24 protein-coding genes and 1 other RNA gene are annotated in these 24,945 nt (G+C 72.1%); 12 read left to right on the top strand and 13 right to left on the bottom strand.

What is annotated here, in order from left to right; genetic code table 11:
• Nucleotides 1-37: 37 nt before the first annotated feature.
• A complete protein-coding gene (locus Vse01_RS19325; protein ID WP_232511016.1) occupies nucleotides 38-544 on the bottom strand; it encodes a DinB family protein in 507 nt (168 codons plus the stop codon).
• Nucleotides 545-803: 259 nt separating this feature from the next.
• Between Vse01_RS19325 and rnpB the strand changes: the two genes are divergently transcribed.
• The 4 genes from rnpB to Vse01_RS19345 all read left to right on the top strand — a co-directional run bounded on the left by rnpB (nucleotide 804) and on the right by Vse01_RS19345 (nucleotide 3,266).
• An RNA gene (gene rnpB, locus Vse01_RS19330) (RNase P RNA component class A) lies at nucleotides 804-1,214 on the top strand.
• Nucleotides 1,215-1,493: 279 nt separating this feature from the next.
• Complete coding sequence (locus Vse01_RS19335; RefSeq protein WP_232510996.1) at nucleotides 1,494-1,994, top strand: helix-turn-helix domain-containing protein; 501 nt, start codon at nucleotides 1,494-1,496, stop codon at nucleotides 1,992-1,994.
• Nucleotides 1,995-2,082: 88 nt separating this feature from the next.
• Nucleotides 2,083-2,433: a DUF6036 family nucleotidyltransferase gene (locus Vse01_RS19340; protein ID WP_307818686.1), complete on the top strand. Its 351-nt coding sequence runs from the start codon at nucleotides 2,083-2,085 to the stop codon at nucleotides 2,431-2,433.
• Nucleotides 2,434-2,681: 248 nt separating this feature from the next.
• The gene (locus tag Vse01_RS19345) at nucleotides 2,682-3,266 is read left to right on the top strand and encodes a hypothetical protein (RefSeq protein WP_093401276.1); all 585 of its coding nucleotides are present in this window, start codon (nucleotides 2,682-2,684) and stop codon (nucleotides 3,264-3,266) included.
• An 83-nt stretch (nucleotides 3,267-3,349) separates the two neighbouring features.
• On the opposite strand, the gene Vse01_RS19350 is transcribed toward Vse01_RS19345, so the two are convergent.
• Nucleotides 3,350-3,721, bottom strand: coding sequence for a hypothetical protein (locus Vse01_RS19350; protein ID WP_139233055.1), 372 nt, complete (start codon nucleotides 3,719-3,721; stop codon nucleotides 3,350-3,352).
• Between the two features lie 174 nt (nucleotides 3,722-3,895).
• Here Vse01_RS19350 and Vse01_RS19355 point away from each other — a divergent pair, with 174 nt between their 5' ends.
• On the top strand, nucleotides 3,896-4,381 hold the full coding sequence (locus tag Vse01_RS19355) for a DinB family protein (protein ID WP_093401582.1): 486 nt from the start codon (nucleotides 3,896-3,898) through the stop codon (nucleotides 4,379-4,381).
• Between the two features lie 24 nt (nucleotides 4,382-4,405).
• On the opposite strand, the gene Vse01_RS19360 is transcribed toward Vse01_RS19355, so the two are convergent.
• From Vse01_RS19360 to Vse01_RS29635, 5 genes are all read right to left on the bottom strand, one after another.
• Nucleotides 4,406-4,876, bottom strand: a complete 471-nt coding sequence (locus Vse01_RS19360; RefSeq protein ID WP_093401274.1) for a roadblock/LC7 domain-containing protein — start codon at nucleotides 4,874-4,876, stop codon at nucleotides 4,406-4,408.
• Nucleotides 4,873-5,244 (bottom strand): roadblock/LC7 domain-containing protein, encoded by a 372-nt coding sequence (locus Vse01_RS19365; RefSeq protein ID WP_093401273.1) that lies wholly within the window; start codon nucleotides 5,242-5,244, stop codon nucleotides 4,873-4,875. The genes Vse01_RS19360 and Vse01_RS19365 overlap by 4 nt, the downstream gene beginning before the upstream one ends.
• Nucleotides 5,245-5,520: 276 nt before the next feature.
• Nucleotides 5,521-6,327, bottom strand: a complete 807-nt coding sequence (locus tag Vse01_RS19370) for a nucleotidyltransferase (protein WP_093401272.1) — start codon at nucleotides 6,325-6,327, stop codon at nucleotides 5,521-5,523.
• Nucleotides 6,308-6,817, bottom strand: coding sequence for an NUDIX hydrolase (locus tag Vse01_RS19375; protein ID WP_093401271.1), 510 nt, complete (start codon nucleotides 6,815-6,817; stop codon nucleotides 6,308-6,310). The genes Vse01_RS19370 and Vse01_RS19375 overlap by 20 nt, the downstream gene beginning before the upstream one ends.
• 190 nt (nucleotides 6,818-7,007) lie before the next feature.
• Nucleotides 7,008-8,258, bottom strand: a complete 1,251-nt coding sequence (locus Vse01_RS29635) for a hypothetical protein (RefSeq protein WP_198413110.1) — start codon at nucleotides 8,256-8,258, stop codon at nucleotides 7,008-7,010.
• A gap of 88 nt (nucleotides 8,259-8,346) precedes the next feature.
• Between Vse01_RS29635 and Vse01_RS19385 the strand changes: the two genes are divergently transcribed.
• Entirely contained in the window at nucleotides 8,347-9,780 is a 1,434-nt protein-coding gene (locus Vse01_RS19385) for an RNB domain-containing ribonuclease (RefSeq protein ID WP_093401269.1), read from the top strand.
• 138 nt (nucleotides 9,781-9,918) lie between these two features.
• Nucleotides 9,919-10,617 carry an NADPH-dependent F420 reductase gene (npdG, locus tag Vse01_RS19390; RefSeq protein WP_093401581.1) on the top strand — a complete coding sequence of 233 codons (699 nt, stop codon included), beginning with the start codon at nucleotides 9,919-9,921 and terminating at the stop codon, nucleotides 10,615-10,617.
• A 147-nt stretch (nucleotides 10,618-10,764) separates the two neighbouring features.
• Here the strand turns inward: npdG and Vse01_RS19395 are convergent, their stop codons facing one another.
• Together Vse01_RS19395 and Vse01_RS19400 are read right to left on the bottom strand one after the other, a co-directional pair.
• Nucleotides 10,765-11,268 carry a hypothetical protein gene (locus tag Vse01_RS19395; RefSeq protein ID WP_139233054.1) on the bottom strand — a complete coding sequence of 168 codons (504 nt, stop codon included), beginning with the start codon at nucleotides 11,266-11,268 and terminating at the stop codon, nucleotides 10,765-10,767.
• Nucleotides 11,269-11,308: 40 nt separating this feature from the next.
• Nucleotides 11,309-12,070 carry a hypothetical protein gene (locus Vse01_RS19400; protein WP_093401580.1) on the bottom strand — a complete coding sequence of 254 codons (762 nt, stop codon included), beginning with the start codon at nucleotides 12,068-12,070 and terminating at the stop codon, nucleotides 11,309-11,311.
• A 98-nt stretch (nucleotides 12,071-12,168) separates the two neighbouring features.
• On the opposite strand from Vse01_RS19400, the gene Vse01_RS19405 reads away from it, so the two are divergent.
• Entirely contained in the window at nucleotides 12,169-13,704 is a 1,536-nt protein-coding gene (locus Vse01_RS19405) for an HNH endonuclease signature motif containing protein (RefSeq protein ID WP_093401267.1), read from the top strand.
• Nucleotides 13,705-14,035: 331 nt separating this feature from the next.
• Here Vse01_RS19405 and panB read toward each other — a convergent pair whose 3' ends face one another.
• Nucleotides 14,036-14,881 (bottom strand): 3-methyl-2-oxobutanoate hydroxymethyltransferase, encoded by an 846-nt coding sequence (gene panB, locus Vse01_RS19410; RefSeq protein WP_093401579.1) that lies wholly within the window; start codon nucleotides 14,879-14,881, stop codon nucleotides 14,036-14,038.
• A 141-nt stretch (nucleotides 14,882-15,022) separates the two neighbouring features.
• Entirely contained in the window at nucleotides 15,023-16,783 is a 1,761-nt protein-coding gene (locus Vse01_RS19415) for an NAD+ synthase (protein ID WP_093401578.1), read from the bottom strand.
• A 203-nt stretch (nucleotides 16,784-16,986) separates the two neighbouring features.
• Here Vse01_RS19415 and glnA point away from each other — a divergent pair, with 203 nt between their 5' ends.
• Together glnA and Vse01_RS19425 are read left to right on the top strand one after the other, a co-directional pair.
• Nucleotides 16,987-18,336, top strand: coding sequence for a type I glutamate--ammonia ligase (gene glnA / locus Vse01_RS19420; protein ID WP_093401577.1), 1,350 nt, complete (start codon nucleotides 16,987-16,989; stop codon nucleotides 18,334-18,336).
• Nucleotides 18,337-18,496: 160 nt separating this feature from the next.
• Nucleotides 18,497-18,922 carry a DUF350 domain-containing protein gene (locus tag Vse01_RS19425; protein WP_093401266.1) on the top strand — a complete coding sequence of 142 codons (426 nt, stop codon included), beginning with the start codon at nucleotides 18,497-18,499 and terminating at the stop codon, nucleotides 18,920-18,922.
• A 277-nt stretch (nucleotides 18,923-19,199) separates the two neighbouring features.
• Here the strand turns inward: Vse01_RS19425 and Vse01_RS19430 are convergent, their stop codons facing one another.
• Complete coding sequence (locus Vse01_RS19430; RefSeq protein WP_093401265.1) at nucleotides 19,200-19,751, bottom strand: hypothetical protein; 552 nt, start codon at nucleotides 19,749-19,751, stop codon at nucleotides 19,200-19,202.
• 129 nt (nucleotides 19,752-19,880) lie between these two features.
• Nucleotides 19,881-20,756, bottom strand: a complete 876-nt coding sequence (locus Vse01_RS19435) for a S66 peptidase family protein (protein ID WP_093401576.1) — start codon at nucleotides 20,754-20,756, stop codon at nucleotides 19,881-19,883.
• 171 nt (nucleotides 20,757-20,927) lie between these two features.
• Here Vse01_RS19435 and Vse01_RS19440 point away from each other — a divergent pair, with 171 nt between their 5' ends.
• Entirely contained in the window at nucleotides 20,928-21,692 is a 765-nt protein-coding gene (locus Vse01_RS19440; RefSeq protein ID WP_093401264.1) for a type 1 glutamine amidotransferase, read from the top strand.
• Nucleotides 21,692-24,913 (top strand): bifunctional [glutamine synthetase] adenylyltransferase/[glutamine synthetase]-adenylyl-L-tyrosine phosphorylase, encoded by a 3,222-nt coding sequence (locus tag Vse01_RS19445; protein WP_093401263.1) that lies wholly within the window; start codon nucleotides 21,692-21,694, stop codon nucleotides 24,911-24,913. The genes Vse01_RS19440 and Vse01_RS19445 overlap by 1 nt, the downstream gene beginning before the upstream one ends.
• Nucleotides 24,914-24,945 lie beyond the last annotated feature (32 nt).

Raw genomic sequence — 24,945 nt, forward strand, 5'->3', positions numbered from 1 at the left:
TAGCGGTCCGGAACCTGCGCCGGTTGCCCCTCCCCGGCTACTCGCCGACCGGGCCACCGGCCAACTCGGCCACGATGTCGAGGTGACCTAGGTGGCGCGCGTACTCCTGCACCAGGTGAAACATGATCCGCTCCAGCGACGCCGGATCCGCGCCCTCCCACCGTGGCCCCGGTGCCCCGCGTGCGGCCAGGTCGGTGCCCTCGACAACCGCCCGGGTGTGGGCACCCTGCGACCGCAGCGCGGCCGTCAGCTCCGCGAAGCTCTCCTCCGGCGCGACGTACCACCGTTCGTCACGCTGGTCGCCCCACGGGTCCGCGACGTCGCGCCCCTGGAATCCCCATTCGATCCAGCGAAGCTCCACGTGGCGCAGGTGCTTGAGCAACTCCAGCGGGGTCCAGCCGGACGGCAGCCGGCTGCCCCGCCGCTCCTCCTCGGTCAGCCCGGCGGCCTTCGCCAGCACGCCCTCCCGAAAATAATCGAGGTAGCGCAGGAACACCTCGGCCCGCCCGTCGGCCGGCGCAGTCGGTTCAGGGAACGGCGGCATCGTCACCGCGCCATTATCCGCCCGCCTGCCCCACGCCCCCTGCCCCCCACGGCGCTGCCGCCTCCGAGCCACCCCCGAGTGTTCCCGGTGATCGCGATCCGTGGCAGCGAATGCGGTCGACACGCCGGCCCGGAACCACCTCCACTGCCACGGATCGCCACTTGTCCGCAGGACCCGCGTGAGCCTCGTGCCCGGCGGCCCCTGACACAGGGGCGCAATAGTCGCGGATCCGGTGTCGTTAGGATGGGTACGCGACGGACGAGTCGACCGGGCGGTCGCGTCGGTGGGCTGCGGCCCGCCGCCGAGGAACGTCCGGACTCCACAGGGCAGGGTGGTTGCTAACGGCAACCCGGGGTGACCCGCGGGACAGTGCCACAGAAAACAGACCGCCGGCCCCATCGGGGACGGTAAGGGTGAAACGGTGGGGTAAGAGCCCACCAGCACCCCGGGTGACCGGGGTGGCTCGGTAAACCCCACCCGGAGCAAGGCCAAGAAAGGGCTGCCATCGCAGGATGACGCCCGCGCAGACGCTTGAGGGCGGCCCGCCCGATGTCTGCGGGTAGGCCGCACGAGCCTGTCGGCAACGGCAGGCCGAGATGGATGGCCGCCGCCGGCACGCACCCCAGGTGCGCGCCGCGCACAGAATCCGGCGTACAGGTCGACTCGTCCGTCGCCCACCCGCGATCAGTGCTGTGCTCCGACCACTCGAACAGGGCCACCCGAAAGCTTCCGTCACGCCTTTGCTGCGGCTGGCGCCTGATGCGGTTTGGCGGTGTCCCGGCGGCTGTCGGTGGCTTCCCGCCCCGGCGCCGTGGGCGGCCGGGCAGCTTGCCGCAGGCCGGGCGTCCCGCCCCGCACGACGCGCAGCGCGGCGCCTTGAGCAGCGCAGACGCCGGCTATTGAGTTGCGTTTTTGGCGTTTACGACGCATGTTGGCGAGTATGACGACCATGAGTGGGACGCAACTCCTGACCACTGGGGCGACCGCGAAGCTGCTCGGGTCGTCGCGTCAGCAGGTGGTCAACCTGTGTGAACGTGGGGATCTGCCGTTCGTGCGGGTGGGTGCGCACCGCAAGGTCAGGCGGGAGCACGTCGAGGCGTTGTTGCGACCCAAGCAGGCGTTGACCCGTGATCAGCTCAAGTCGCTGTGGCTGCACCAGGCGGTGGCGGGTGGCCTGGTGGTCGATCCGGACAAGGTGTTGGGTAAGGCTGCGAAGAACCTTGATCGGCTGCTCCGGCAGCATCGGGGGACCATGACCGAGGTCTGGCTGAGGCGTTGGCAGAGCAAGATCAACGAAGGGGCTGGGTCTGTCCTTCGGGCGCTGACTTCGGAAGATCCGGAGGCTGTCGAGTTGCGGCAGAACTCGCCCTTCGCTGGCGTGCTCTCGCAGCCGCAGCGTCGGAAGGTTCTTGAGTCCTTCAAGCGCAGCGGCTGGGACCGGGCGGCATGAAGCGCGCAGAGTGGAGCATGTCCTGAGACCGACGGGTCGGATTGTCGAAGATCCGGACGATTAGAAGGCCGACCAGGTCGACGCGTTCATCGGCGAATTCTCGCCGTTTCACGAGACGTACGGCTACTACGCCCAGGGCGTCAGTGTCTCGACGGCGGTGCTGCCCGACGGTTGGCGCGATCGGTTGGTGCTTGTGGAGTCCGACAACACCCAACCGGGACGTGGCTATGCGCTCGACCCGCACGACTGCGTGGTGTCCAAGTTGGTGGCCGGCCGGGAGAAGGACACCAAGTTCGCTGACGCGCTGCTCCGAGCGGGTCTGGTGAAACCGGGCGTGGTCGCCGAGCGGATCGAACTCCTGGTCGATCTGCATCCCCTGGTGATGAAGCGCCTGCGGGACTGGATCGCCGCGTATCAGCCCGGGCCCGACGTCAGCTGAGACGGATCGGTCGAAGCTGGCTGACGGCCCAGCAACGGCCAGAGCGGCTGTCGCGGGATTCCGGCCTTGGTCAGAGCGACTTCGCGTGCATGATTCCGCGTACAGTTCGACTCGTCCGTCGCCCACCAGGTGCGCAGTCTTGATCGAGGCGACGACCTGGTTCTGTGTTCGGTCATCGATTGGCATTGCGCTCCGCAGGGGGTGTACGACCAGCGACGCGCTGCCAGGGAACGCCCTAGGCTGACATCATGCCGGCGGAGCGTGAAGTGATCGACCTGGATGAGCACAACCAGCGGTCGACGACGACGGGCAGCGTGGTTTCCGACGGCCTCCTGACCAGACGGAAGATGAGTGTCGGGCTCGTCGCTGCTTTCGTAGCCGGCGGGGTGCTGGGTGGCTTGGGTGTGAGCGAGCTACGGGATGCGCGGGAGGAACGGGAGCGACGCGCTTCGGTCGCGCTCGTGGCGGTCCCCGTGTCCATCGCTGGCGAGAGTTCGGACGTTTCGGGTGTTCTTCAGATGGACGGGCAGCTGGCGGTGACCAACGCTGGGCAGGCGCCGGTCACTGTTCGTACGGCGGCCGGGCAGGGACCGGGTGCCCAGGTCCGTGACACCGGCGCGTCTCAGGTGCTGGGCCCGGGTGATACCGGCCTGATCGATGTCGAACTGCGCTTCGAATGCGCGACCGCGTTCGAGAGCAGCATCCTGCCGATGCGATTCTCGGTCGAGACCGATGATCGCCAGGTCAGAGAGATCGACTATCCCGTGGCCCTGGTGGGCAGTGTCTGGCACGCCAGGGCTGAGCAGCCGTGCGCGCGCACATCCGTGGGCTGAAGAGGCACGGCTGATCCGTGGCGGCATCCTCGTGACCGGGGCCAACCGGGACGCTGCGGGCGGTGGGACCGGTGCCGGGCGACTCACGTGCCGGGTGGAAACCATTGTCGAGACGATGTGGGCAGCAGCAGCAAGCCGACAACGGCAGCGAAGGCCAGCATCCGCAACACCGACAGTGGGTGGATGTCGGGGAGTTCCACAAGGCCGTACGCGATGTTGAAAGCGGCGAAGCCGGCTGTCAGGATCTGGGCACGCCCGACCTGGCGCCACAAGCCGTACGCGAAGGCCAAGGAGAGAAGGATCAGTCCTACGGCGAAGATGGTCGTCCTCGGCTCGGTGGCCCCGGGCGCGGTGCTCGTCTTGACCTGGGCGGCCTGGATGACCATGCCCAGCATGAAAGTGATCGCGGCGGCGACGACCGGGACGGGAGCCCGCCGTCGATCCTGATCGATCACCGGCACATGGTAGGTGTGGTCTGCTCGGGTCGACCAGATGTGATCGACGGATCGGGCGGCGAAGGCGACGGCCGGCGGACGGGGCGCCGGTGGCGGGTCGCGGGGCAGCGGGGACGGGTGGGCTGCCACTAAGGTCCCGGTATGGAGGCTCCGCCCGACCACGTGCTCACTGCGATGATGGCGAGCACCGGCGACGAACGCGTCGTGCTCGATGCGTTTCTCGATTTTCATCGCGCGGTGGTGCTGGGGAAGCTGCGGGGCATCTCCGACGCTGAGGCTGCCCGGCGACTGGTGCCGTCGGCGACCACCCTCGCCGGCCTGGTGAAGCACCTGACGCTTGTGGAGCGGAACTGGTTCCGCTGTCTGCTCGCGCCCGGCCCGGGGGACGTCTATCTCACCTCCGAGGAGGACGCGACGGCCAGCTTCGCGTTGGCCGAGGGTGACACCGTCGAGCGGTTGTCGGCGGCGTACGAGGCGGAGTGTGCCAGCTCGCGGGAGGTGGCGGCCCGCTTCGACCTCGACCATGTGGTGCCCCACCCGCAGCTCGGGGAGGTTTCGTTGCGCTGGATCATGGTGCACCTGATCGAGGAGACGGCCCGGCACGCCGGCCACGCCGACATTCTCCGCGAACTGACCGACGGCTCGACGGGCGCCACCTGACCGACGTTCACCGCGGCTCGCGGATCAGGCGGGTTCGAGGAGTTTGGCGAGACGTTCGGCCACCGGTGGGGCGTGCAGGTGCAGGCGGGCCACGTTTATCGCGTCGGCACCGACCACCGAGAGCAGCGCGTGTGAGCCGACGGCGTACACGGAGAAGTAGCCGGCCTGGTTGCGGACGGTGGACTGACGGAATTCGCCCTGGCCGAGGCGGAGGCTGACCTGCCGGCCGAGGCCGAAGGTCGCCGCCGCCATCGCGGCCAGGTCGTCCGGGTCCAGAGTGTCGGGCACGTCGTGCGTGATGAGCAGGCCGTCGACTCCGCCGAGGACACTTCCCTGCACCCCGGGGATCTGGAGGCGCAGCTCGTGCAGTTCGGTGCCGATCGCCGGGTACGGCAACGACGGGTCACCGGCCAGCGACGGTGGGAGCCGCACCGGTGGCGGAAGGTCCGGCTGCTTGGCGGTACGACGGGGGAGGAGGGTGTCGCCGCTGCTCACAGTTCCAGCTGCTCCTCGATGGTGCGCAGCTGGTGCCGGGCGAGCGCCAGGTTGGACCGGGCCTTGCTGAGCATCAGGTAGAGGAACAACCCCTTGCCGTTGGGGCCGTTCAGCGGCCGGATGATGTGGTACTGGCCGCCGAGGGTGATGAGCATGTCCTCGATTTCGTCGTTCAGCTTGAGCATCTCGATGGTGCGCATCTTGGCGCGTACCACGTCGGTGTTGCCAGCGGCGGCGACGGTGAGGTCGATCTCCGGAGTACCACCGGCGACGCCGAGGGTCATCCCGCTGGTGTAGTCGACGAGCGCGGCGCCGATGGCCCCGTCGATCGTCATGGCGTCCTTCAGGGCGGTGTCGAGGTTTGCCACGTGCCTCTCCAGGTTCTGCTGACGAGCTGTAGGTGCGCACCGGTACGCGGTCGTGCCGGGGTGAACAAATCTCGGATGAGATTGGCACATGCCACCTCCCATCCGCATCTTGTGCAGCGCGAACGGGCTGAGCGGGCCACGTTGGGTGACCACCGGGACGGCCGAGAATCGCCGCAGCGGCTGATGCCACACGAACGAACTCGTCTGCTACCTGCGGGGATGCTTCCCGATCCGGTTGAGGAGCCGGGCCGCGCGCTGCACGAGACGACGGTCCGTTCAGGCGGGTGTGCCGGCGAGGTCGGCGAGCACACGTCGCTGGAAGGCGCGAGCGGCCGCCCCGGTCGGTGGCGGACCGCCGTCGCGAGCGGCGATCGACCGCTCGACCAGTTCGGTGGTGTCGGCGTCGACAAGCGGTCCGGCCTCGTCCAACAGCCGCCGGCCGGCAGCCACCTTGGGCAGCCACATCCCGGTGCGCAGGCGTACCCAGGAACGGCAGGCGCCGAGCACGGCGTCCTCCGCTCCGGGGGCGGGCACCTCCCCGGCGGGCACCGATCGCGCCAACCACCAGCGCAGCGCGTCCAGGACCAGTCGACGCAGATCGTCGGGGGCCAGATCGGCGAAGGCATCGGCGGCGGGCGGACCGAGCAGCGCCCGCCCGCTCTGGTGCAGGATGCTGCGGTCCAGGCCGTACCAGAAAAGGCCGTCCGCGCTCGGGCGCTGCGCCGGGCCGTACGACACCCGGAAGTCCATCCGGGCGCCGGTGTTCAGCTCGACCTCGAAACCCGGCTCCGGTGTGCCGGACCGCGCCACCTTCTGCTGGTACACGACCAGTTCCAGGCCGCGCGCCGGGCAGGGCAGCGCCTCGTGCCGCAGCCGGGCCACCAACTCCCCGGCGACCCCGTGGTCGAGCGGTCCGGCGCAGATCAGCGCCACGTCCACGTCGCTGCGTCCGGGTTGGTACGCGGCCAGACCCACCGAGCCCGCCACGTACGCCCCGCCCAACTCGGCACCGAGCACCTCGCCGGCGACCGCGACCAGGTCGGTCAGGTACCGCCGCAGCGGTTCAGGAGTACTCCAGCTCACCGGGCTCGCCCCACTGCGTTCCAGCGGGCAGGAAGAAGGCGGAGGTCTCCCCGCCGAGGGCGTGCCGGATGACCAGCCGCGCGTGCTCGTCGAGGTCGGGCAGCCGTCCCGGCGGGAACCACCGCACGTCCAGCGACTCGTCGTCGTTGACGCGTGCCTCGCCGCCCAGGAACCGGCAGTGGAAACCGAGATTCAGGTACTCGCAACGGTCGCCGTTCGGGTACGTGTGCGGGTGCGACACGGCACTGCTCAGTCGCAGCGGTTCGACCGCCAGGCCGGTCTCCTCCAGCACCTCGCGCACGACCGCGGTGGCGGGCTGCTCACCCGGCTCGACGAAGCCGCTCACCACCGACCAGCGACCGTCGTCGGCCCGTTGGGCGAGCAGTAGCTCACTCGCGTCGTTGCGGACGATCGCGCTTACGCTGGGTAGCCAGAGTAGGTCGTGGCCGACGTGCTTGCGCATCCGCAGGATGTAGTCCGGTACGCCCATCCGGTGACCTTAGCCAATCCGCGGATCCACCCCCGCACCCGGGCTGGCGGCGACGATTTTCGCAGTTCAGGCCCGCAGGCCAGGGAGCACGTCTACTGTGGAAGGGCCCGGTGACTTGCTGTGTTCCGGTGGCGGTCGGTCGTTTCCCGGTGCACAGTGATGCCATGAGCGACAGCGGACGCGGACGTTACTACTGGTGTACGCGACACCACCGGGTCGAGTCCGGTGCCGACGTGTGCCCCGCGCGGCACGTTCTCGGCCCGTACGACTCGGCCGCCGACGCGGAGAACGCCCTGCAACAGGTGCGGGAACGCAACGAGGCGTGGGAGGCCGAGGATGCTCGCTGGACCGGGGAGGACAGGTAGACGGCGCGGGACGCCTCCCGCGCCGAGGCTCTGCGTGCGTCGCGAGGGCGGCAGCACGTCCCCATGAAGGGAACCGAGATGGCCGAAGCGCAACAGGCCACCCGCCCGGCCGCGAAGCGTACGCCCGCGAGGAAAACCGCCGCGACGGAACGCACCGCGGGCCTCGCCCGTACCCCGTCGACCCGCCGCGCGTCCGGCACCGCGCCGGCGGCCCGTAAGGCGACCGGCGGCGCAGCGCCCGCCGACAGGTCGGCCACGCTGGCGCGGAAGACCGCCGCGGCCAAGAAGGCGGCCCCCGCGAAGAAGACGGTGTCGGCGAAGGCCGCGCCGAGCAAGGCACCCGCCGCGAGGACCAGCTCGGCGTCGGCGCGGACGGCCACCGGCCCGCGCACGACCACATCCGCGGCGAAGCGGGCGGCCGCGAAGAAGGCGACCTCCACACGGAGCACGGCGGCCAAGGCACCCGCGAAGAAGGCGGCCCCGGCCCGCAAGACGGCACCCGCGAAGAAGGCCACGTCCGCGCGGGCCACGGCGGCGAAGGCGCCCGCGAAGAAGGCCACCTCCGCGCGGAAAGCGGCCCCGACGCGCAAGACCGCGCCCGCGAAGAAAGCGACCTCCGCGAGGAAGGCGGCCCCGGCCCGCAAGACCGCGCCCGCGAAGAAGGCGACGGGTACGCGGAGCACGTCGGCCGCGCGCAAGGCACCGGCGAAGACCGCGACGTCGACGGTGAAGAAGGCGGCAGCGCGGAAGACGGCGGCGAAGGCTCCGGCGAGAAAGGCCGCGGCGAAGAAGGCACCCGCGAAGACGGTGGCCGCCAAGAAGGCACCGGCTCGGAAGAGTACGACGGTGGCCACCCGGACAGCGGCGAAGAAGACGTCCGCGTCGAGGGCCCCCGCGTCGACGTCGGCAGCGAAGAAGGCCCCTGCGAAGAGGACTTCCGCGAAGAAGGCGCCTGCGGCGAAGAGAGCGCCCGCGAAGAAGGCATCCACGTCGAGGGCGGCAGCGAAGAAGACGCCTGCGAAGACCGCCGCCCGGAGCACCGGGCGTGCCGCGTCCGGCGGGCGGACCGGCGCCACGCGCAGGACGGCCCGCTGACCCGGCGTACGCTGACGACCCGTCGCTCGGCGGAGGGCGCGGTGCGTCCGGCGCTGTCAGGATGGGCGCATGGTCATCCGACGTGTGCTGGCACCGCGCATCGACTTCGGGGCGCTGCGCCGAGAACTGGGTCTGCCCGAGACCTACCCGGAGGCGGCGCAGCGGGAGGCCGACGAGGCAGCCGCCGCACCGCCCCGGCCGGCCGTCGACTGCACGGACGTCCCGCTGGTCACGATCGACCCGCCCGGCTCGCGGGATCTGGACCAGGCGATGCACCTCAGCCGCCGCGCCGACGGCGGCTACCGGGTGCGGTACGCGATAGCCGACGTCGCCGCCCACGTGCGTCCAGGCAGTGTGCTGGAGGACGAGACCTGGCGTCGAGGGCAGACGGTCTACCTTCCCGACGGCAACGTGCCGCTGCACCCGTACTCACTCGGCGAAGGCGCGGCAAGCCTGCTGCCGGACGTCGACCGGGCAGCCGTGCTGTGGACCATCGACCTGGACGCCGACGGTGACACCAGCGCGGTGGTGGTGCAGCGCGCCCTGGTCCGCAGCCGGGCCCAGTTGGCGTACCCGCAGGTGCAGGCCGACGCCGACGCGGGTCGGCTCCCCGAACCGATCGCCCTGCTGCCCGAGATCGGTGCGCTGCTCACCGCCCGAGGACTGCGCCGGGGCGCGGTCAACCTGCCGATTCCCGAACAGGACGTGGAGGCCGACGGCGACGGTTGGCGACTCGTGCTGCGGGCGCCAGTACCGATGGAGGAGCACAACGCGCAGATCTCCCTGCTCACCGGGATGGCCGCCGCCGACCTGATGCTGGCCGGTGGGATCGGCCTGCTGCGGACGATGCCCGCGCCGAAGCCCGAGGCGGTGCAGCGGCTGCGGGCCGCCGCCGCCCCGCTGGGCGTGCACTGGCCGGACGACGTCGGCGTGGGTGAACTGCTGCTCCGGTTGGACCCGGCCCAGCCTCGGGCCGCCGCGTTCATCGACCAGGCCGCGGAGCTGATGCGTGCGGCCGCGTACACCCCGTTCGACGGCGAGCCGCCCGAGCAGCCGGCGCACGGCGGGGTCGCGGCCGCGTACGCCCATGTCACGGCGCCGCTGCGACGACTCGCCGATCGGTACGCCACGGAGATCTGCCTGGCGCTGCACGACGGCCGTGAGGTACCCGACTGGGCCCGCGCGGCGCTGCCCCGGCTGCCGTCGGTGATGGCGGCCACGGACCGCACCGCGTCCGCGGCGAGCCGAGGCGCGATCGACCTGGCCGAGGCGGTGCTGCTGGCCAACCGGGTCGGCGAGACCTTCGACGCCGCCGTGCTCGACGTCGACGCGCCGGCCAACGGCAAGGCCCGTGAGGGCCGCCCACCCGGCGGCACGGTAGCCCTCGACGACCCGCCGGTACGCGCCCGCTGTCTCGGCGAGCTGCCACTGGGCACCCGGGTCCGGGTCCGGCTGGTCGCCGCCGACCCGGCCACCCGCTCGGTCGCCTTCGAACTCGCCTGACACCCCGACGCCGCGCCGCGACCGGTGCCGCATGGTCTTCTCGCGGCCGGTCCGGGGGGCCGTCGCGCCCGCCGCAGCGGGCATTGTCACAGCGTCGGACGCTGCTGCCGGACCAGCTGATTTGCAAGGATGACGACCATGGCATACGACCCGAGCACCCTGCCCGACGTTTCCGGGCTCACCATCGGCATCATCGGTGGCACCGGCGACCAGGGCCGGGGGCTCGCCTACCGGTTCGCCCGGGCGGGCCTGACGGTGCTGATCGGTTCCCGCTCCGCGCAGCGGGCGGCCGAGTCGGCCGCGGAGATCGCCGCGTTGCCCGGCGTGCCGGCCGGTGGCAGCGTCACCGGTGCGGACAACGACGAGGTGGCCCGGCGCAGCGATGTCGTGATAATCGCGGTGCCGTGGGACGGGCACGCCGCCACGGTCAGCGCGCTCGCCGAACCGCTCGCCGGCAAGATCGTCGTGGACTGCGTCAACCCGCTCGGCTTCGACAAGCAGGGCCCGTACGCGCTGCCGGTGCCGGAGGGCAGCGCCGTCCAGCAGGCCGCCGCGCTGCTGCCCGACTCCCGGGTCTGCGCCGCGTTCAACCACGTCAGCGCTCCGCTGCTGGCCGACCCCGAGATCGACCGCATCGAGCTGGACGTGCTGATCTGCACCGAGGAGCGGGAACTGGTCGGCATCGTCGGCGCGCTCGCCGCCCACATCCCCGGCATGCGCGGCATCTACGCCGGACGGCTGCGCAACGCGCACCAGGTCGAGGCGTTCACCGCCAACCTGATCGCCATCAACAAGCGCTACAAGGCGCACGCGGGCGTCCGCGTCACCGATCTCTGAACCCGTTTGCGGTCAACCGGGTCCTGGCCGCCCACCGCGCAGGTCACCAGGCGCAGCCGGATCCGTGGCAGTGAAGGCGTCAGCCGGTCGGCGTGTCCGCTACCGCAGCTGCCACGGATCCGGATCCTTCGTCAGGGCGTCCGGCGGTCAGAAGTTGACGCTGACGCCGGCCGACTTGCAGGCCGTGCTGAGGGCGGCGCCGGCCTTCTCGAAGCCCGGGTTGTCCGCAGCCGTCGCCGGGTCCGTGGCGTTGGCGGCCTTGCCGGCCTCCGCGCCGAACTCCTCCAACGCGGCAACCACCTTGCTGTCGGTGGCGCCGGTGCCGGCCACCCGCGTCACCTCGTTCTGCAACCCGGACAGGATCTTCTGGAACAGCGCCGGCGACGGCTCGCTACCGGAACTCACCGCGGCGACGAGATCCTCCTTCATCTTGTCGCTGGCCTGCTTCGCCGACTCACAGAGCTGTTTGTCGCTCACCACGTCCGCCGCGTCGGCGGTCGGCGGCGCCGGGGCGGAGGTGGCGGTGGCGGACGGCACGGTGGCCGACGACGAGGCTCCGCCCGTCGGGGCTGCCTCCTCGCCACCGCAGGCGGCCAACGCCAGCAGCGAGGCGCAGGCCAGGACAGAGACATAAGCACGAACTCGATTCACGAGCGTGAACCGTAGCGGCTTTCGATGGATTTCGCTGGCCCTACCGGGCGTCCAGACGCGGCACCCACCAATCGCCGAGAAGCCGGCCGAGTACCAGCAACAGCATGCTGCTCAGCAGCACGGCGACGAGGCCGAGAGCGAAACCGAGCGGACCACGGCTCCGCTGACGTGGGCTGGCGGGCGGGGAGCCGGCGCGCGCCCACGGATGCTCCCGGGCCAACCACCACAGGATTCCGAGCCCGAACGGTACGAGGCAGACCAACCAGAACCAGAACCACCGCGTACCCAGCACCGGAGCGGGCCCGGTCAGCAGGACACCGATGATGACCACGGCGGCGGCGAGGCCCGTTCCGGCAATGAGGTTCCCAAGTGGCTGGAGAGCGGCGCTGCGGCTGTCCAGGCCCGCGGCCTGCAACTGTTCGGCGATGCCGATCGCGCCTGGCCCGGCGTAGGACGCTTCGCGGACGCTACCGGCGATCGTGACCTGCTCGAAGTAGGTGGTGTCGGTCCACCAGACCCGACCGTCGGGCGTGCGCCACCCGAACAGCGGACCGAGCGTGCCGGACGATTCCAGGTCAGCGGTGCCGAACCACGGGGTTCGCCGGTCGGCGTCCCACCGGTCACCCCACTGGTAAGCCACCACGTGGCCGGCAGCCAGATCCGCTTCCGCCTGGTCGTAGCTCTGCTGCCGAGGTGCCGTCCACCAAGCCGTTCCGGCCGCGACCAGCCACAGCGCGACGACGCCGAGCCGCAACACCGTCCACCAGTGCCAGCGCCGACCAGCCGGGATGTCATCGATCATGATCGCATCGTCGCAGCGCGCGTCCAGTCGCAACCGGCACCGATGACCACCGTGGAGATCGATCGGAACTGTCGTACATACGTTCTATCGTCGGTGACGTGTTGGAGGAGCTGGAGCGGGCAGAGGTGGCGACGCGTTCCTGCGTCGACGCCGCTGTCTGGGCCATGCCGGAGAGCGAGCTGATCGATGCCCTCGAAGCCGCGCACCGGCTGGAGCAGCGGCTCGCCGCGACGAAGCTGGCGCTGGTGCGTGAGTTGGACGGCCGTGGCGTGGCGGTGGCGCAGGGCGCGTCGTCCACCGCCGTCTGGCTCCGCGACCGGCTCCGGCTCGGCGTGCCGGCGGCCCGCCGGTTGGTCGACCTCGCTGAGGCGCTCGACCGCGAGTCCGACGAGATGACCGCCGCACTCGCCGCCGGCCGGATCGATCTGGAGCAGGTCCGGGCAATCGCCGATGTCGCGGCCACGGTTCGAGGTGCGGCCGGCACCGAGGCGGCCGGGTCGGCTGTCGAACTCCTCCTCGACTGGGCCGGGCAGTTCGATCCGTCCGCCCTGCGCCGACTCGGGAGCCGGATTCTCGAACACGTGGCACCCGAGGTCGCCGAGGCGGTCACCGGCAGAGCGCTGGAAGCGGAGGCGGCCCGCGCCGCGCGCGACCGGCAGATAACCCTCTCCGACCTGCGGGATGGGCGCACGCGGCTGGCTGGCAGCCTCGACGCGGAGACCGCCGCGCTGCTTCGGGCTGCCATCGAGCCGCTCACCGGACCAGCCGGCCCTGACGATCCCCGTTCGCCAGGGCAACGACGCCACGATGCCCTCGGCGACATCTGTCGGCTAGTCCTCGGCGCCGGCGAGTTGCCCGGGCACGGTGCCGATACCGCTCAGATCGTCGTCACCACCGGGCTTGACACCCTCACCGGAAGCCTCGGGCCCGGCACGCTGGACAGCGGTGTCACCCTCACGCCCGCAACGGTGCGCCGGTTGGCCTGCGACGCGGCGGTCCTGCCCGCAGTGCTCGGCGGAGCGGGTCAGGTCCTCGACGTGGGTCGGCGACGTCGGCTCATCACCGGGCCGCTGCGGCGGGCCCTGGTGCTGCGAGATCGGGGCTGTGCATTTCCGGGCTGCGACCGGCCACCCCGCTGGTGTGAGGGCCATCATCTGCGGCACTGGGCCGACGGCGGCGTCACCAGCCTCGCCAACGCGGTGCTGCTCTGCCGTCACCACCATCGACAGGTGCACCACCACGGCTGGCAGGTCCACCTCGCCGCCGACGGTCATCCGGAGTTCATCCCGCCCGCCTGGCTCGACCCCGATCAGCGTCCCTGTCGCAACCACCTACACCACTCGCCTGCGCCCGGGACGCCGTGGCCAGTAGACCCAGCGTCCGGTCGGTCGAAGCCGTTGACCTCGATGCCCGTCGGGGCGGGCTCGCCCACATCGGTGTCCACCGCACCGGCACAGATGGTCTCCGTTCCCGCTGGGTCGCGACTGCTGACGCAGGTGCCGGCCGGGCCACGAGCCCGCGCGGAGGTAACCCGTGCGGCGGCCAGCAGGGAGTCGCGACTGCCGGGCGGGGCGGAACGGCAGGCGGCGAGGCGTCCGTCCGGTCGACCCGTTCGCCGGACGCACCCGCCCTGACCGTCGAGCCATTGCTGCGGCCATCCGTTGCGATGCGCCGTCGCCTATGCATGCTCTGCTGTGACGCTTGTCGATGACCGGCAGCCGACGGACGATCCGGCCGCACCGATGGGGTGCGGGTTCGGTGGAAGGCAGCGGTCGGGCCGGGCGTGGCAGGGCGATGGCAGCTCTGGCCGCTACCGGTGGGCGGCGGCCAGAGCTGCCACGTTCGTCGCCCCGGCCGGCCCCGCATCGTCGCCCGGCGACTCCGACCATCAACTCACCCGGCGACCCCGACCGTCGCCCGGGTGAGTTGATGGTCGTGGCCGGGTCTGCCACAGCCCAACGGAGGTCAGAAGGTGTGTTCGGCGGCGGGGAACTGGCCGGAGCGGACCTCGTCGGCGAAGCGGCGGGTGGCCTCGTCGAGCGTGTCGGCCAGGGCGGCGTAGCGCTTCACGAAGCGTGGCGCCTTGCCGGTACGCAGGCCGGCCATGTCCTGCCAGACGAGCACCTGGGCGTCGGTGTCCGGGCCGGCGCCGATGCCCACCGTCGGGATCGGCAGCTCGGCGGTGACCCGCTTGGCGACGTCGCCGGGCACCATTTCGAGCACCACCGCGAAGGCGCCCGCCGCAGCTACCGCCCGCGCGTCGGCCAGCACCTCGTCGGCGGTCTCGCCGCGGCCCTGCACCCGGTACCCGCCGATGGTGTGCTCACGCTGCGGGGTGAAGCCGATGTGCGCCATCACCGGGATGCCGGCCCCGACGATCGCCTCGATCTGCGCGGCGCAGCGCTGGCCGCCCTCCAGTTTCACCGCGTGGCAACCGCCCTCCTTCATGAACCGGACGGCCGTCCGCAGCGCCTGGGTCGGGCCCTCCTCGTACGACCCGAAGGGCAGATCACCGACGACCAGGGTCTGCCGGGTGGCCCGGACAACCGCCCGTACCAGCGGTAGCAGCTCCTCGGCGGTCACCGGCAGGGTCGTCTCGTAGCCGAACACGTTGTTCGCCGCCGAGTCGCCCACCAGCAGCACCGGGATGCCGGCGGCATCGAAGATCGAGGCCGTGTACTGGTCGTACGAGGTGAGCATGGACCATTTCTCGCCGCGCTCCTTGGCGGCGAGCAGGTCGCGGGTACGGACGCGACGGGTGGCCGGGCCGCCGTAGAGAGCGGTCACCTCGGCCGGAGTGGACTCCACCACGATGTTCTCCTTCCTCGAGGCCGCGTACGCGGTCCCCGGGTTCTGCCGCGATCGTCCCACCGTGCGGGCGGTCGGCGGCAGGGCGCAGTGGAGGATGTCACTCCGGCCCGACGTCACGAGCCAGCCGCTCGTGACGCCCGGTCAGCCGTCCTCGCGCCACCGGTTGGTGATCGGCAGCCGCCGGTCCCGCCCGAACGCCTTCATCGAGATCTTCGTACCCGGCGCGGACTGGCGGCGCTTGTACTCGGCGGTATCCACCAACCGCAGCACCTTGTCCACCACGGCCGGATCGTGGCCGTCGGCGATCAGCCCCTCCCGGCCGAGGTCACCGTCGATGTAGCCGATCAGGATCGGGTCGAGCACGTCGTAGTCGGGCAGCGAGTCGCTGTCGAGCTGACCCGGGCTCAGCTCGGCGCTCGGCGGCTTGCCGATCGAGTTCTCCGGGATCGGTGGCGTCAGGCCCAGCCGGGTCGCCTCCGTGTTGCGCCACTTGGCCAGCCGCCAGACCAGGGTCTTCCACACGTCCTTGATCGGGTTGAAGCCACCGACCGAGTCGCCGTACAGGGTCGAGTAGCCGACCGCCAGCTCGCTCTTGTTGCCGGTGGTAAGCACCAGGTGGCCCTCCTGGTTCGACAACGCCATCAGGATGACGCCGCGTACCCGGGCCTGGAGGTTCTCCACCGCGACCCCGGACAGCGACATGTTCGCCAGGAAGGTGTCCACCATCGGCTGGATCGGCTCCACCCGGTAGTCCAGGCCGGTCCGCTTGGCCAGGTCGGCCGCGTCGGAGCGGCTGTGCTCCGAGGAGTGCTGGCTGGGCAGGGAGACACCGACCACCCGGTCGCCGCCGAGGGCGTCCACCGCGATGGCCGCCACCACCGCCGAGTCGATGCCGCCGGAGAGCCCGAGCACCACGGAGGGGAAGCGGTTCTTCTCGACGTAGTCCCGCAGGCCGAGCACCAGCGCCTGCCACACCTCGGCCTCGTCGGCCACCGGTTCGATGAGGCCGCCGGTGGCCGCCGGGCCCGTCGGCGAGGGCGGGATTCCGTCGACCGTACGACGCACCACCCGCAGCCCTTCGGCCAACTGCTCGCCGTCGTCGCCCGCGTCGCCGGCCGCCGGCAGGTCGACGTCGTGCACGAGCAGGTGGGTGACGAACTGCGGTGCCCGGGTCAGCACCGTGCCGTCCGCCGCGACGATCATCGAGTCGCCCTCGAAGACCAATTCGTCCTGACCACCGATCATGTTGACGTACGCGATGGTGGCCCCGGCCTCGGCGGCCCGCCGCCGGACCAGCGGCAGCCGCAGGTCGTCCTTGTTCAGCTCGTACGGTGAGCCGTTGATGTTGACCACCAGGCCCACCCCGGCCCGGCGGGCGGCGGCGAACGGCCCGCCGGCCTGCCACAGGTCCTCGCAGATGGTCAGCGCCACGTTCACCCCACCGAGCCGGACCACGGTGAGCATGTCGCCGGGCACGAAGTAGCGGTCCTCGTCGAAGACGCCGTAGTTGGGCAGGTGGTGCTTGAAGTAGGTGGCGACCACCTCGCCGCGGTGCAGCAGCGCGGCGGCGTTGCGCGCTCCCCGGCCCGGCTCGGCGTCCGCGCTGACCTGCGGCGGACCGTCGGCGTCCAGATAACCCACCACGACCGGCAGGTCGCCCAGGCCGTCGGCGGCCAGATCGGCGGCGAGCCGGCCCAGCGCCGCCTGGGAGGTGGCCACGAAGGACCGCCGGAAGACCAGGTCCTCCACCGGGTAGCCGGTCAGCATCATCTCCGGGAACAGGACCAGTTGGGCACCGGAGGCGGCGGCCCGGCGGGTCCAGGCGCGGACGAGACCGGCGTTGCCGGTGAGGTCACCGACACTGGGGTTGACCTGGCACAGGGCGAGACGCAGGGTGGGCATGTCCTCATCTTGCCCCAGCGCCATGGGCTCGACACGTCGGCGTGGGGCAGTACGACCGGGCCGGACCGCCGGTCGGGACGGGACGGGACGCAACGGCCGCGGTTCGGTTAACGTCTGCGTAATCGGGTCGGTGGAGACTGGTCGGTCAGGTCGGGCAGAGTCCGACCCAAGGCGGACATAGCGTGTCGCGGAAGGTTGGGGAAGTGGACCGTCAGCAGGAGTTCGTCCTCCGTACGCTGGAAGAGCGGGACATCCGTTTCGTCCGGCTGTGGTTCACCGACGTGCTCGGCACGCTCAAGAGCGTGTCGGTCGCCCCCGCCGAACTGGAGGCCGCCTTCGAGGAGGGCATCGGGTTCGACGGCTCGGCCATCGAGGGATTCGCCCGGGTCTTCGAGTCGGACATGGTCGCCATGCCGGACCCGACCACCTTCCAGGTCTTCCCGTTCGAGGGCGGGGTCAGCGGCGAGAGCGCCCGGATGTTCTGCGACATCCTGCTGCCCGACGGCGGCCCGTCCTGGGCCGACCCCCGCCACGTGCTGCGTCGGGCGTTGTCCCGGGCGGCGGAGAAGGGCTTCACCTTCTACACCCACCCGGAGATCGAGTTCTTCCTGCTGGAGAACGGGCCGATGGACGGCACCGTGCCGGTGCCGGTGGACACCGGCGGGTACTTCGAGCACACCACCCACGCCGTGGCGCGGGACTTCCGCCGCCAGGCGGTGCTGTCGCTGGAGCGGATCGGCATCTCGGTGGAGTTCAGCCACCACGAGGTCGCCCCCGGCCAGCAGGAGATCGACCTGCGCTACGCCGACGCGCTGACCACCGCCGACAACATCATGACGTTCCGGCACGTGGTCAAGGAGGTGGCGCTCTCCACAGGCGTGCAGGCCACCTTCATGCCCAAGCCGTTCACCGACCAGCCGGGCAGCGGGATGCACACCCACCTGTCGCTGTTCGAGGGGGAACGCAACGCGTTCCACGACGCCAGCGACCCGATGAAGCTTTCCAAGGTGGCCCGGGCGTTCATCGCCGGGCTGCTGGCCCACGCCCGGGAGTACACCGCGGTCACCAACCAGTGGGTGAACTCGTACAAGCGGCTGTTCCCGCAGGCGCTGCCGGACCGGGTCACCGAGAGCCCCGCGTACGTCTGCTGGGGGCACCTGAACCGTTCCGCGCTGGTCCGGGTGCCGGCGTACGGCAAGCCCAACTCGGCCCGGGTGGAGATCCGCTCGCCCGACTCGGCCGCCAACCCGTACCTCGCCTTTGCGGTGCTGCTCGGCGCCGGGATGAAGGGCATCGAGGAGGGGTACGAGCTGCCGCCGGGCGCCGAGGACGACGTGTGGGCGCTTACCAGCGCCGAGCGGCGGGCGATGGGGTACGAGCCGCTGCCGGAGAACCTGTCCGAGGCGATCGACGTGATGGCGGGTTCGGAACTTGTCGCCGAGGTGCTCGGCGAGCACGTCTTCGACTTCTTCCTGCGCAACAAGCGGGCCGAGTGGGAGCAGTACCGCCGCGAGGTCACTCCGTACGAGCGCCAGCACTACCTGTCGCTGTAACCGCCGTTGCGGCGGGCCCGCCTGTCGTTGTAGTTGCTGCTCCGGGCGGGCCCGTCGGCACGGGCCCGCCTCCGGGCTGTCGAGCGTTGCCCGGTGCCGCTATCGTCTCGATCACCGTGCCGGCGGCATTCGTCGGCCGGAGACTCGTGGGAGGCAGTCGGTGCTGGAGGATCTGCTCAGCGGAGCCTGGCAGAGCGTGGTGTTCGGGGTCGTCGGAGTTGGCCTGATGGCCGCCGGCTTCGTCCTGGTCGACCTGCTCACCCCGGGCAAACTGCGGGACCTGATCTGGGTACGTCGCAACGCCAACGCTGGACTGCTGCTCGCCGCGAACCAGCTCGGCGTCGCCGGCATCGTCTTCACCGCGATCCTGACCAGCTACAGCGACTTCGCCAAGGGGCTGGCCTCGACGGTGATCTTCGGGCTGATCGGTCTCGGCATCATGGCGCTGGCCTTCTTCGTGCTGGACCTGATCACGCCGGGCAAGCTCGGCGAGGTCGTCTGTTCCGACGAGCCGCACCCGGTGGCCCGGGTCAGCGCCGCCAGCCACTTCGGCGCCGCGCTGATCGTCTGCGCCTGCATCGCCTGACCGCAGCCCGCACCGGACCCACCGCCGGTCGGTCTGTCGGTGCCGGTCGCGGGTTGCGGCATTTCGGGGCTTCCCGGGGCTCGGAAGCCGCGACTCGCCGCATGTCGCGAGGCGGCAGCGAGTCGGGCAGCGAGTCGGGCAGCGAGTCGGGCAGCGAGTCGGGCAGCGAGTCGGGCGTGACGGGGGAGCGCCGGACGCACCCGGTGGGCGGCCCCGCAGGAGTGGAGCGGGGCCGCCTCTGACCTGGGGCGGTAGCTCAGCCGCTGCCGGCCGAGTGTCACTTGCCGGCGGACTCGCCCTCGCCGCCCCGCGCGCCCGGGCCACCCCAGCCGCCGAAGACGCCGGCCTCGACGGCGGCGGTGATCGCGTCGGCCTGCTCCTGGGTCAGCTTGCCGTCCTCGACCGCCTGCGCGAGCCGTTCGGTCAGTGTCTCCTTGCGCTCCTCGGCCGACGGCGGCGTCCGCCGCTCGCCCTTACGGCCCTCGGCGGCACCGTCGCCGCCCATCCGTCCCTCACCGCGCCCCGGGAATCCCCGGTGGCCCTCGCGGTCCGTCCGGCCCTCCGGCTGGTGCTGCTCGCGGAGCTTCTCCAGCGCCTCGGTCACCTTCTCGGTGGGCACGCCCAACTCCTCGGCCAGCGCCTCGGCGAACTGCGCGTGCCGTGCGGCCCGCTGTTCCTGCCGGTCGCCCTGCGGCTCGCTGCTCGCGCTGGCGCTCGGAGTGGCCTTGTCGTCGGCGAGCGCCACGGTGGGAGCGGCGATCCCCACGCCGAGCACGCCTGCCGCGGCCAGGCCGGCCAGCAGGTGCTTCTTCGAAATCGTGCGGGACATCGTTCCTCCAACTCGTCGGTGATGCGATGACGTCACCGACAGTGACGAGCCCGGCTGGGCGCGAACCATGGCGAAGCTGTCAGCGAGCTGGCAATCCGGGCCAGAAATCCGGACGTGTCCGACAAAGAGTCAGCGGACGGCGGCGACCACACTGAGGGTGCCGGCGTCGGCGTCGAGGGTCGCCCGGGTGCCGACCGGGACGGTGAGCTGCCCGGGGCCGTGACCGATCGGCAGACCCCCCAGCACCGGTACGCCCAGGTCGCCGAGGCGTTCGACGAGCACGTCGACCACCGTGGTGTCCCAGCCGTCGGCGCAGTCGGTGAACTGCCCCACCGCCACCCCGGCCAGCCCGTCCAGCGCGCCGGCCCGGCGGAGCTGGGTCAACATCCGGTCGACCTTGTACGGCGGTTCCTGCACGTCCTCCAACAACAGCACCGCGTCGGTCAGGTCGGGCATGTCCGGGGTGCCGAGCGAGGCCGCGACCAGGCAGAGGTTGCCGCCCAGCAGCCGGCCGGTGGCCCGGCCCGCGACGCGTACGCCGAAGGTCTCCTCGCCCTCGACGGCGCGTACGGTGACCGGCTCGGTGCTGGTCATCGCCGCGTGCAGGGACTCGGCCGAGGACAGCGGGGTGCGCTCGTCGCGCCAGGCCGCCCCGGGACCGTGCACCCCCGCCAACCGGGCACCCCGCCAGAGCGCCAGTTGCAGCGCGGTGATGTCGGAGAACCCGGCCACCACCTTCGGGTCACGGCGTACCGCCGCCATGTCGATCGCGTCCACCACCCGCTGCGCCCCGTACCCGCCCCGGGTGCAGATCACCCCGCGCACCTGCGGATCGGCGAACGCCGTGTTCAGGTCGGCCGCCCGCAGCGCGTCCGCCCCCGCCAGGTAGCCCTGCCGGGCGTAGGCGTTGGGCGCGAGCACCGGTCGCAGTCCCCAGCCGGTGAGCAGCTCCACGCCCCGGGCCACCCGTTCCGGGCGGGTCGGTCCGGACGGCGACACCAGCATCACCGTGTCGCCGGGGCGCAGGGCGGGTGGGCGTACGACGTCGTCGGGCGTGCTGCGGTCGGACACAGCGGCAGAGCCTACTGCGGTGGCCAGCGAAACCTTCGACGTTGCCGGACACCGCGCCGATCCCTCGCGCGGGCCGGGGCGGCCGGACCGGATAGCCTCGACGATGTGGCAACCGCGTTGGTGATCGAGAACGACCCGACCGACGACCCGCGCCGGCTGGGGGAGTGGCTGACCGAAGCCGGGCTGGAGCTGGCGGTGGTCCGCCCCCACGCGGGCGAGGCGCTCCCCACCGACCTGGACGGGTACGCCGCCCTGGTGGTGCTCGGCGGTGATCAGCAGGCCTACCCGCTGGTCGACGGGGTGCCGGCGGCCCCCTGGTTCCCGGCGGTGGAGAAGCTGCTCCGCAAGGCGGTGCGGCACCGGCTGCCGACGCTTGGTGTCTGCCTCGGCGCGCAGCTGCTCGCCACCGCCCACGCCGGCACGGTCGTGCGCAGCCCGTCCGGGCCGGAGGTCGGGCCTGCCGTGGTCGGCCGGCGTGACGCGGCCGAGTCCGACCCGCTCTTCCGGTACGTTCCGCTGATCCCCGACGTGTTGCAGTGGCACGCCGACGAGATCACCGAGCTGCCCGCCGGTGCCACCCTGCTGGCCGCCTCCACCCGCTATCCGCACCAGGCGTTCCGCCTCGGCGACCGGGCCTGGGGGTTGCAGTTCCACATCGAGTGCGACACCGCGATGATCGCCGAATGGGCCACCGACTCGGCGCTGCTGGCCGAGCTGGGCTACGACCCGCAGCTGGTGATCTCCGCGTGCGAGGCGGTGATGGCCGACGTCGAGGAGGTCTGGCAGCCGTTCGCGGCGCGGTTCGCCGCGCTCGCCCTCGGCGAGCTGGACGAGGGGTCGCGACGCAGCCTGCCCCTGCTCGGGCACTGATGGGCCGGCCGACAAGCGCCACGGGCCGGCTCGCCCGCTACGGCTTCGGCGTCACCGACGACGACGCGGGTGCCCGCGCCGCCGACCTGCTCGGCCCGGACGGGCTCGACCTGTGGCGCGCGCAGACGCAGGAACCCACCGGGGAGCAGGCCCAGGAGCTGCTCACCGCGCTGTCCCGGGCCGCCGACCCGGATCTGGCGCTGCGTCAGCTGCACCGGCTGGTCGAGGCGGAACACCGCGTGACCGCTGGCCCGAACCGCACCGCCGGCCCGGGCGCGGCGGTGCGGCAGCGGGGTGCGGGGCCCGGCCGGGTCACGGCGACCCCCACCGGCCAGGGCGGCGCCGCCGGGAGCGGGGATGCCGGTGGCGCCGCGGGCGAGGGTGCGACCGGCAACGGCGGCAGCGCCGGAGGTGACGGCGCCGCCGGCAGTCAGGGCAGCACTGCGGCCGTCGGCGGCATCGGAGCGGGTTCGGCGCTGCTCGCCGCGCTGCATGACGACCCGGGTCTGCGTCGCCGGCTGCTCGCCGTGCTGGGCGCCTCCTCGGCGCTCGGTGACCACCTGGTGGCCAACCCCGACCAGTGGCCGGTGCTGCGTACCGAACCGGACGGCCTCGCACCGACCGCCGACGGCCGGCTCGACAGGTCCGGCGAGGGCAATCCCGTCGCTGTGCTGCGGCGGGCGTACCGGCTGGCGTTGCTGCGGGTCGCGGCGGCCGACCTGACCGGCGGGCGCGGCCTGGAACAGACCATGGCCGCGCTCTCGGCACTTGCCGACGCCACGCTGTCGGCCGCCTACCAGATCGCCGTGGCGGAGCTGCCCGAGGGCACCCGGGAACCGCGACTGAGCGTGGTCGCGATGGGTAAGTGCGGCGGCGGCGAGCTGAACTACGTCTCCGACGTCGATGTGATCTTCGTGGCGGCCGAGGACGACGACCTGACCGCCGCCACCACCGTGGCCACCCGACTGATCCACATCTGCGGGCTGGTCGCCTGGCCGGTAGACGCGGCCCTGCGCCCCGAAGGCAACCGGGGGCCGCTGGTGCGGACCCTCGCCAGCCACCTGGCCTACTACCGGCGCTGGGCCCGGACGTGGGAGTTCCAGGCGCTGCTCAAGGCCCGCCCCGCCGCCGGTGACCTGGCGCTCGGCCAGGAGTGGATCGACGCGCTGGCGCCGCTGCTCTGGCAGGCGGCCGAACGCCCCGAGGCGGTCGAGGACGTCCGGGCCATGCGGCGCAAGATCATCGACCACATCCCGCCGAAGGAACTGGAACGCGAGATCAAACGCGGCCCCGGCGGGCTGCGCGACATCGAGTTCGCGGTGCAGTTGCTGCAACTGGTGCACGGTCGGGGCGACGAGACGTTACGCGCGCCCGGCACCATCCCCGCCCTACGCGCGCTGGTCACCGGCGGCTACGTCGGCCGGGCCGACGGCGAGGCGCTGCTGCGCGGTTACCGATTCCTGCGCAGCGTCGAGCACCGGCTGCAGCTCCAGGGCCTGCGGCGTACCCACACCGTGCCGACCGAGCCCGGCGCGTTGCGCTGGCTCGCCACCGCGCTCGGCTACACCGCCGGCCCCGGGCGCAGCGCCGTCGAGGAGTTCCGCGCCGAGTGGGTCACCCACGCCTCGGAGGTACGCCGACTCCACGCCAAACTGCTCTACCGGCCGCTGCTGGAGTCGGTGGCCCGGGTACCGGCCGACGGGCTGCGGCTGACCCCGCAGGCGGCCCGCAACCGCCTGGAGATCCTCGGCTTCGCCGACCCCGCCGGGGCGCTGCGTCACCTCCAGGCCCTCACCGGCGGGGTGAGCCGTACGGCCGCCATCCAACGCACCCTGCTGCCGGTGCTGCTCAGCGAGTTCGCCGACGCCCCGGAGCCGGACCGGGGCCTGCTCAACTACCGCCAGGTCTCCGACTCCCTCGGCAGCACCCCCTGGTACCTGCGGCTGCTACGCGACTCCGGGCCGGTGGCCCGCCGGCTGGCCCGGGTGCTCTCCTCCTCCCGGTACGTCGCGGACCTGCTGACCCGCGAGCCGGAGGCGCTGCGCCTGCTGGCCGAGGAGAGCGAGCTGAGTCCGCGCCCACGGGAGGTGCTCTTCGACGGCCTCACCGCCGCCGCGGCCCGGCACAGCGATCCCGTCGAGGCGACCCGGGCGGTACGCGCGCTGCGCCGCCGCGAACTGCTCCGCCTCGCCTGCACCGACGTGCTCAGCCGGGCCGGTTCGCTGGCCCCGGCCCGTCCCGACGGCGGCCGGACCACGCCCGCCCTGTCCGACATCACGGCGGTCGGCACCGCGCTCTCCGACGTCACCGACGCCACCCTCGCCGCCGCGCTGCGGACCGCCCGGGCCGCCCAGCCGGCCATGCCGGGACTCACCTTCGCGGTGATCGGGATGGGTCGGCTCGGCGGCTACGAGTCGAACTACCTCTCCGACGCCGACGTGCTCTTCGTCTACGACCCGCCGGAGGGAGTCAGCGAGAGCGCGGCCAGCGCCGCCGCGCACGCCATCGCCGAGGAGCTACGGCGGCTGCTCGGCATGCCCGCACCCGACCCGCCGCTCGGCGTCGACGCCGACCTTCGTCCCGAGGGCCGGCAGGGGCCGCTGGTCCGCAGTCTCGCCGCCTACCAGCAGTACTACGCCCGCTGGTCGCGGGTGTGGGAGGCGCAGGCGCTGCTGCGCGCCCGCTGTGTCTGCGGCGACGCCGAACTGGGTACCCGGTTCGAGCAGATGGTCGACCCGATCCGGTACCCGGCCGACGGGCTGACCCGGGAGCAGGTCATCGAGATCCGCCGGATCAAGGTGCGGGTGGAGACCGAGCGGCTGCCCCGTGGCGCCGACCCGGCCACCCACACCAAGCTGGGCCGGGGCGGCCTGGCCGACGTGGAGTGGGCGGTGCAGCTGCTCCAGCTGCGGCACGCCGGTGCGTACCCGCAGCTGCGCGGCACGCGTACCCTCGACGCGCTCGCCGCCGCTCGGGAGGCGGGCCTGGTCGATCCGGCGGACGCCGAGGCGATGACGGCCGGCTGGACGCTCGCCGCGCAGGTCCGCAACGCGCTGATGCTGGTCCGGGGCCGTGCCGGCGACCAGCTGCCCCGGCACGGCGTGGAACTGGCCGGCGTGGTCCGGCTGCTCGGCCGCGACGACCCGGGCGAGTTTCTCGACGAGTACCTGCGCACCGGCCGCCGCTCCCGCGCCGCCACCGAGCGCGTCCTGGAGATGTGACGCCGGTGTCCGGGTGACCCGCCACCCGGGCC

This window comes from Micromonospora sediminimaris, assembly GCF_016863575.1.
Lineage (GTDB): Bacteria > Actinomycetota > Actinomycetes > Mycobacteriales > Micromonosporaceae > Micromonospora > Micromonospora sediminimaris.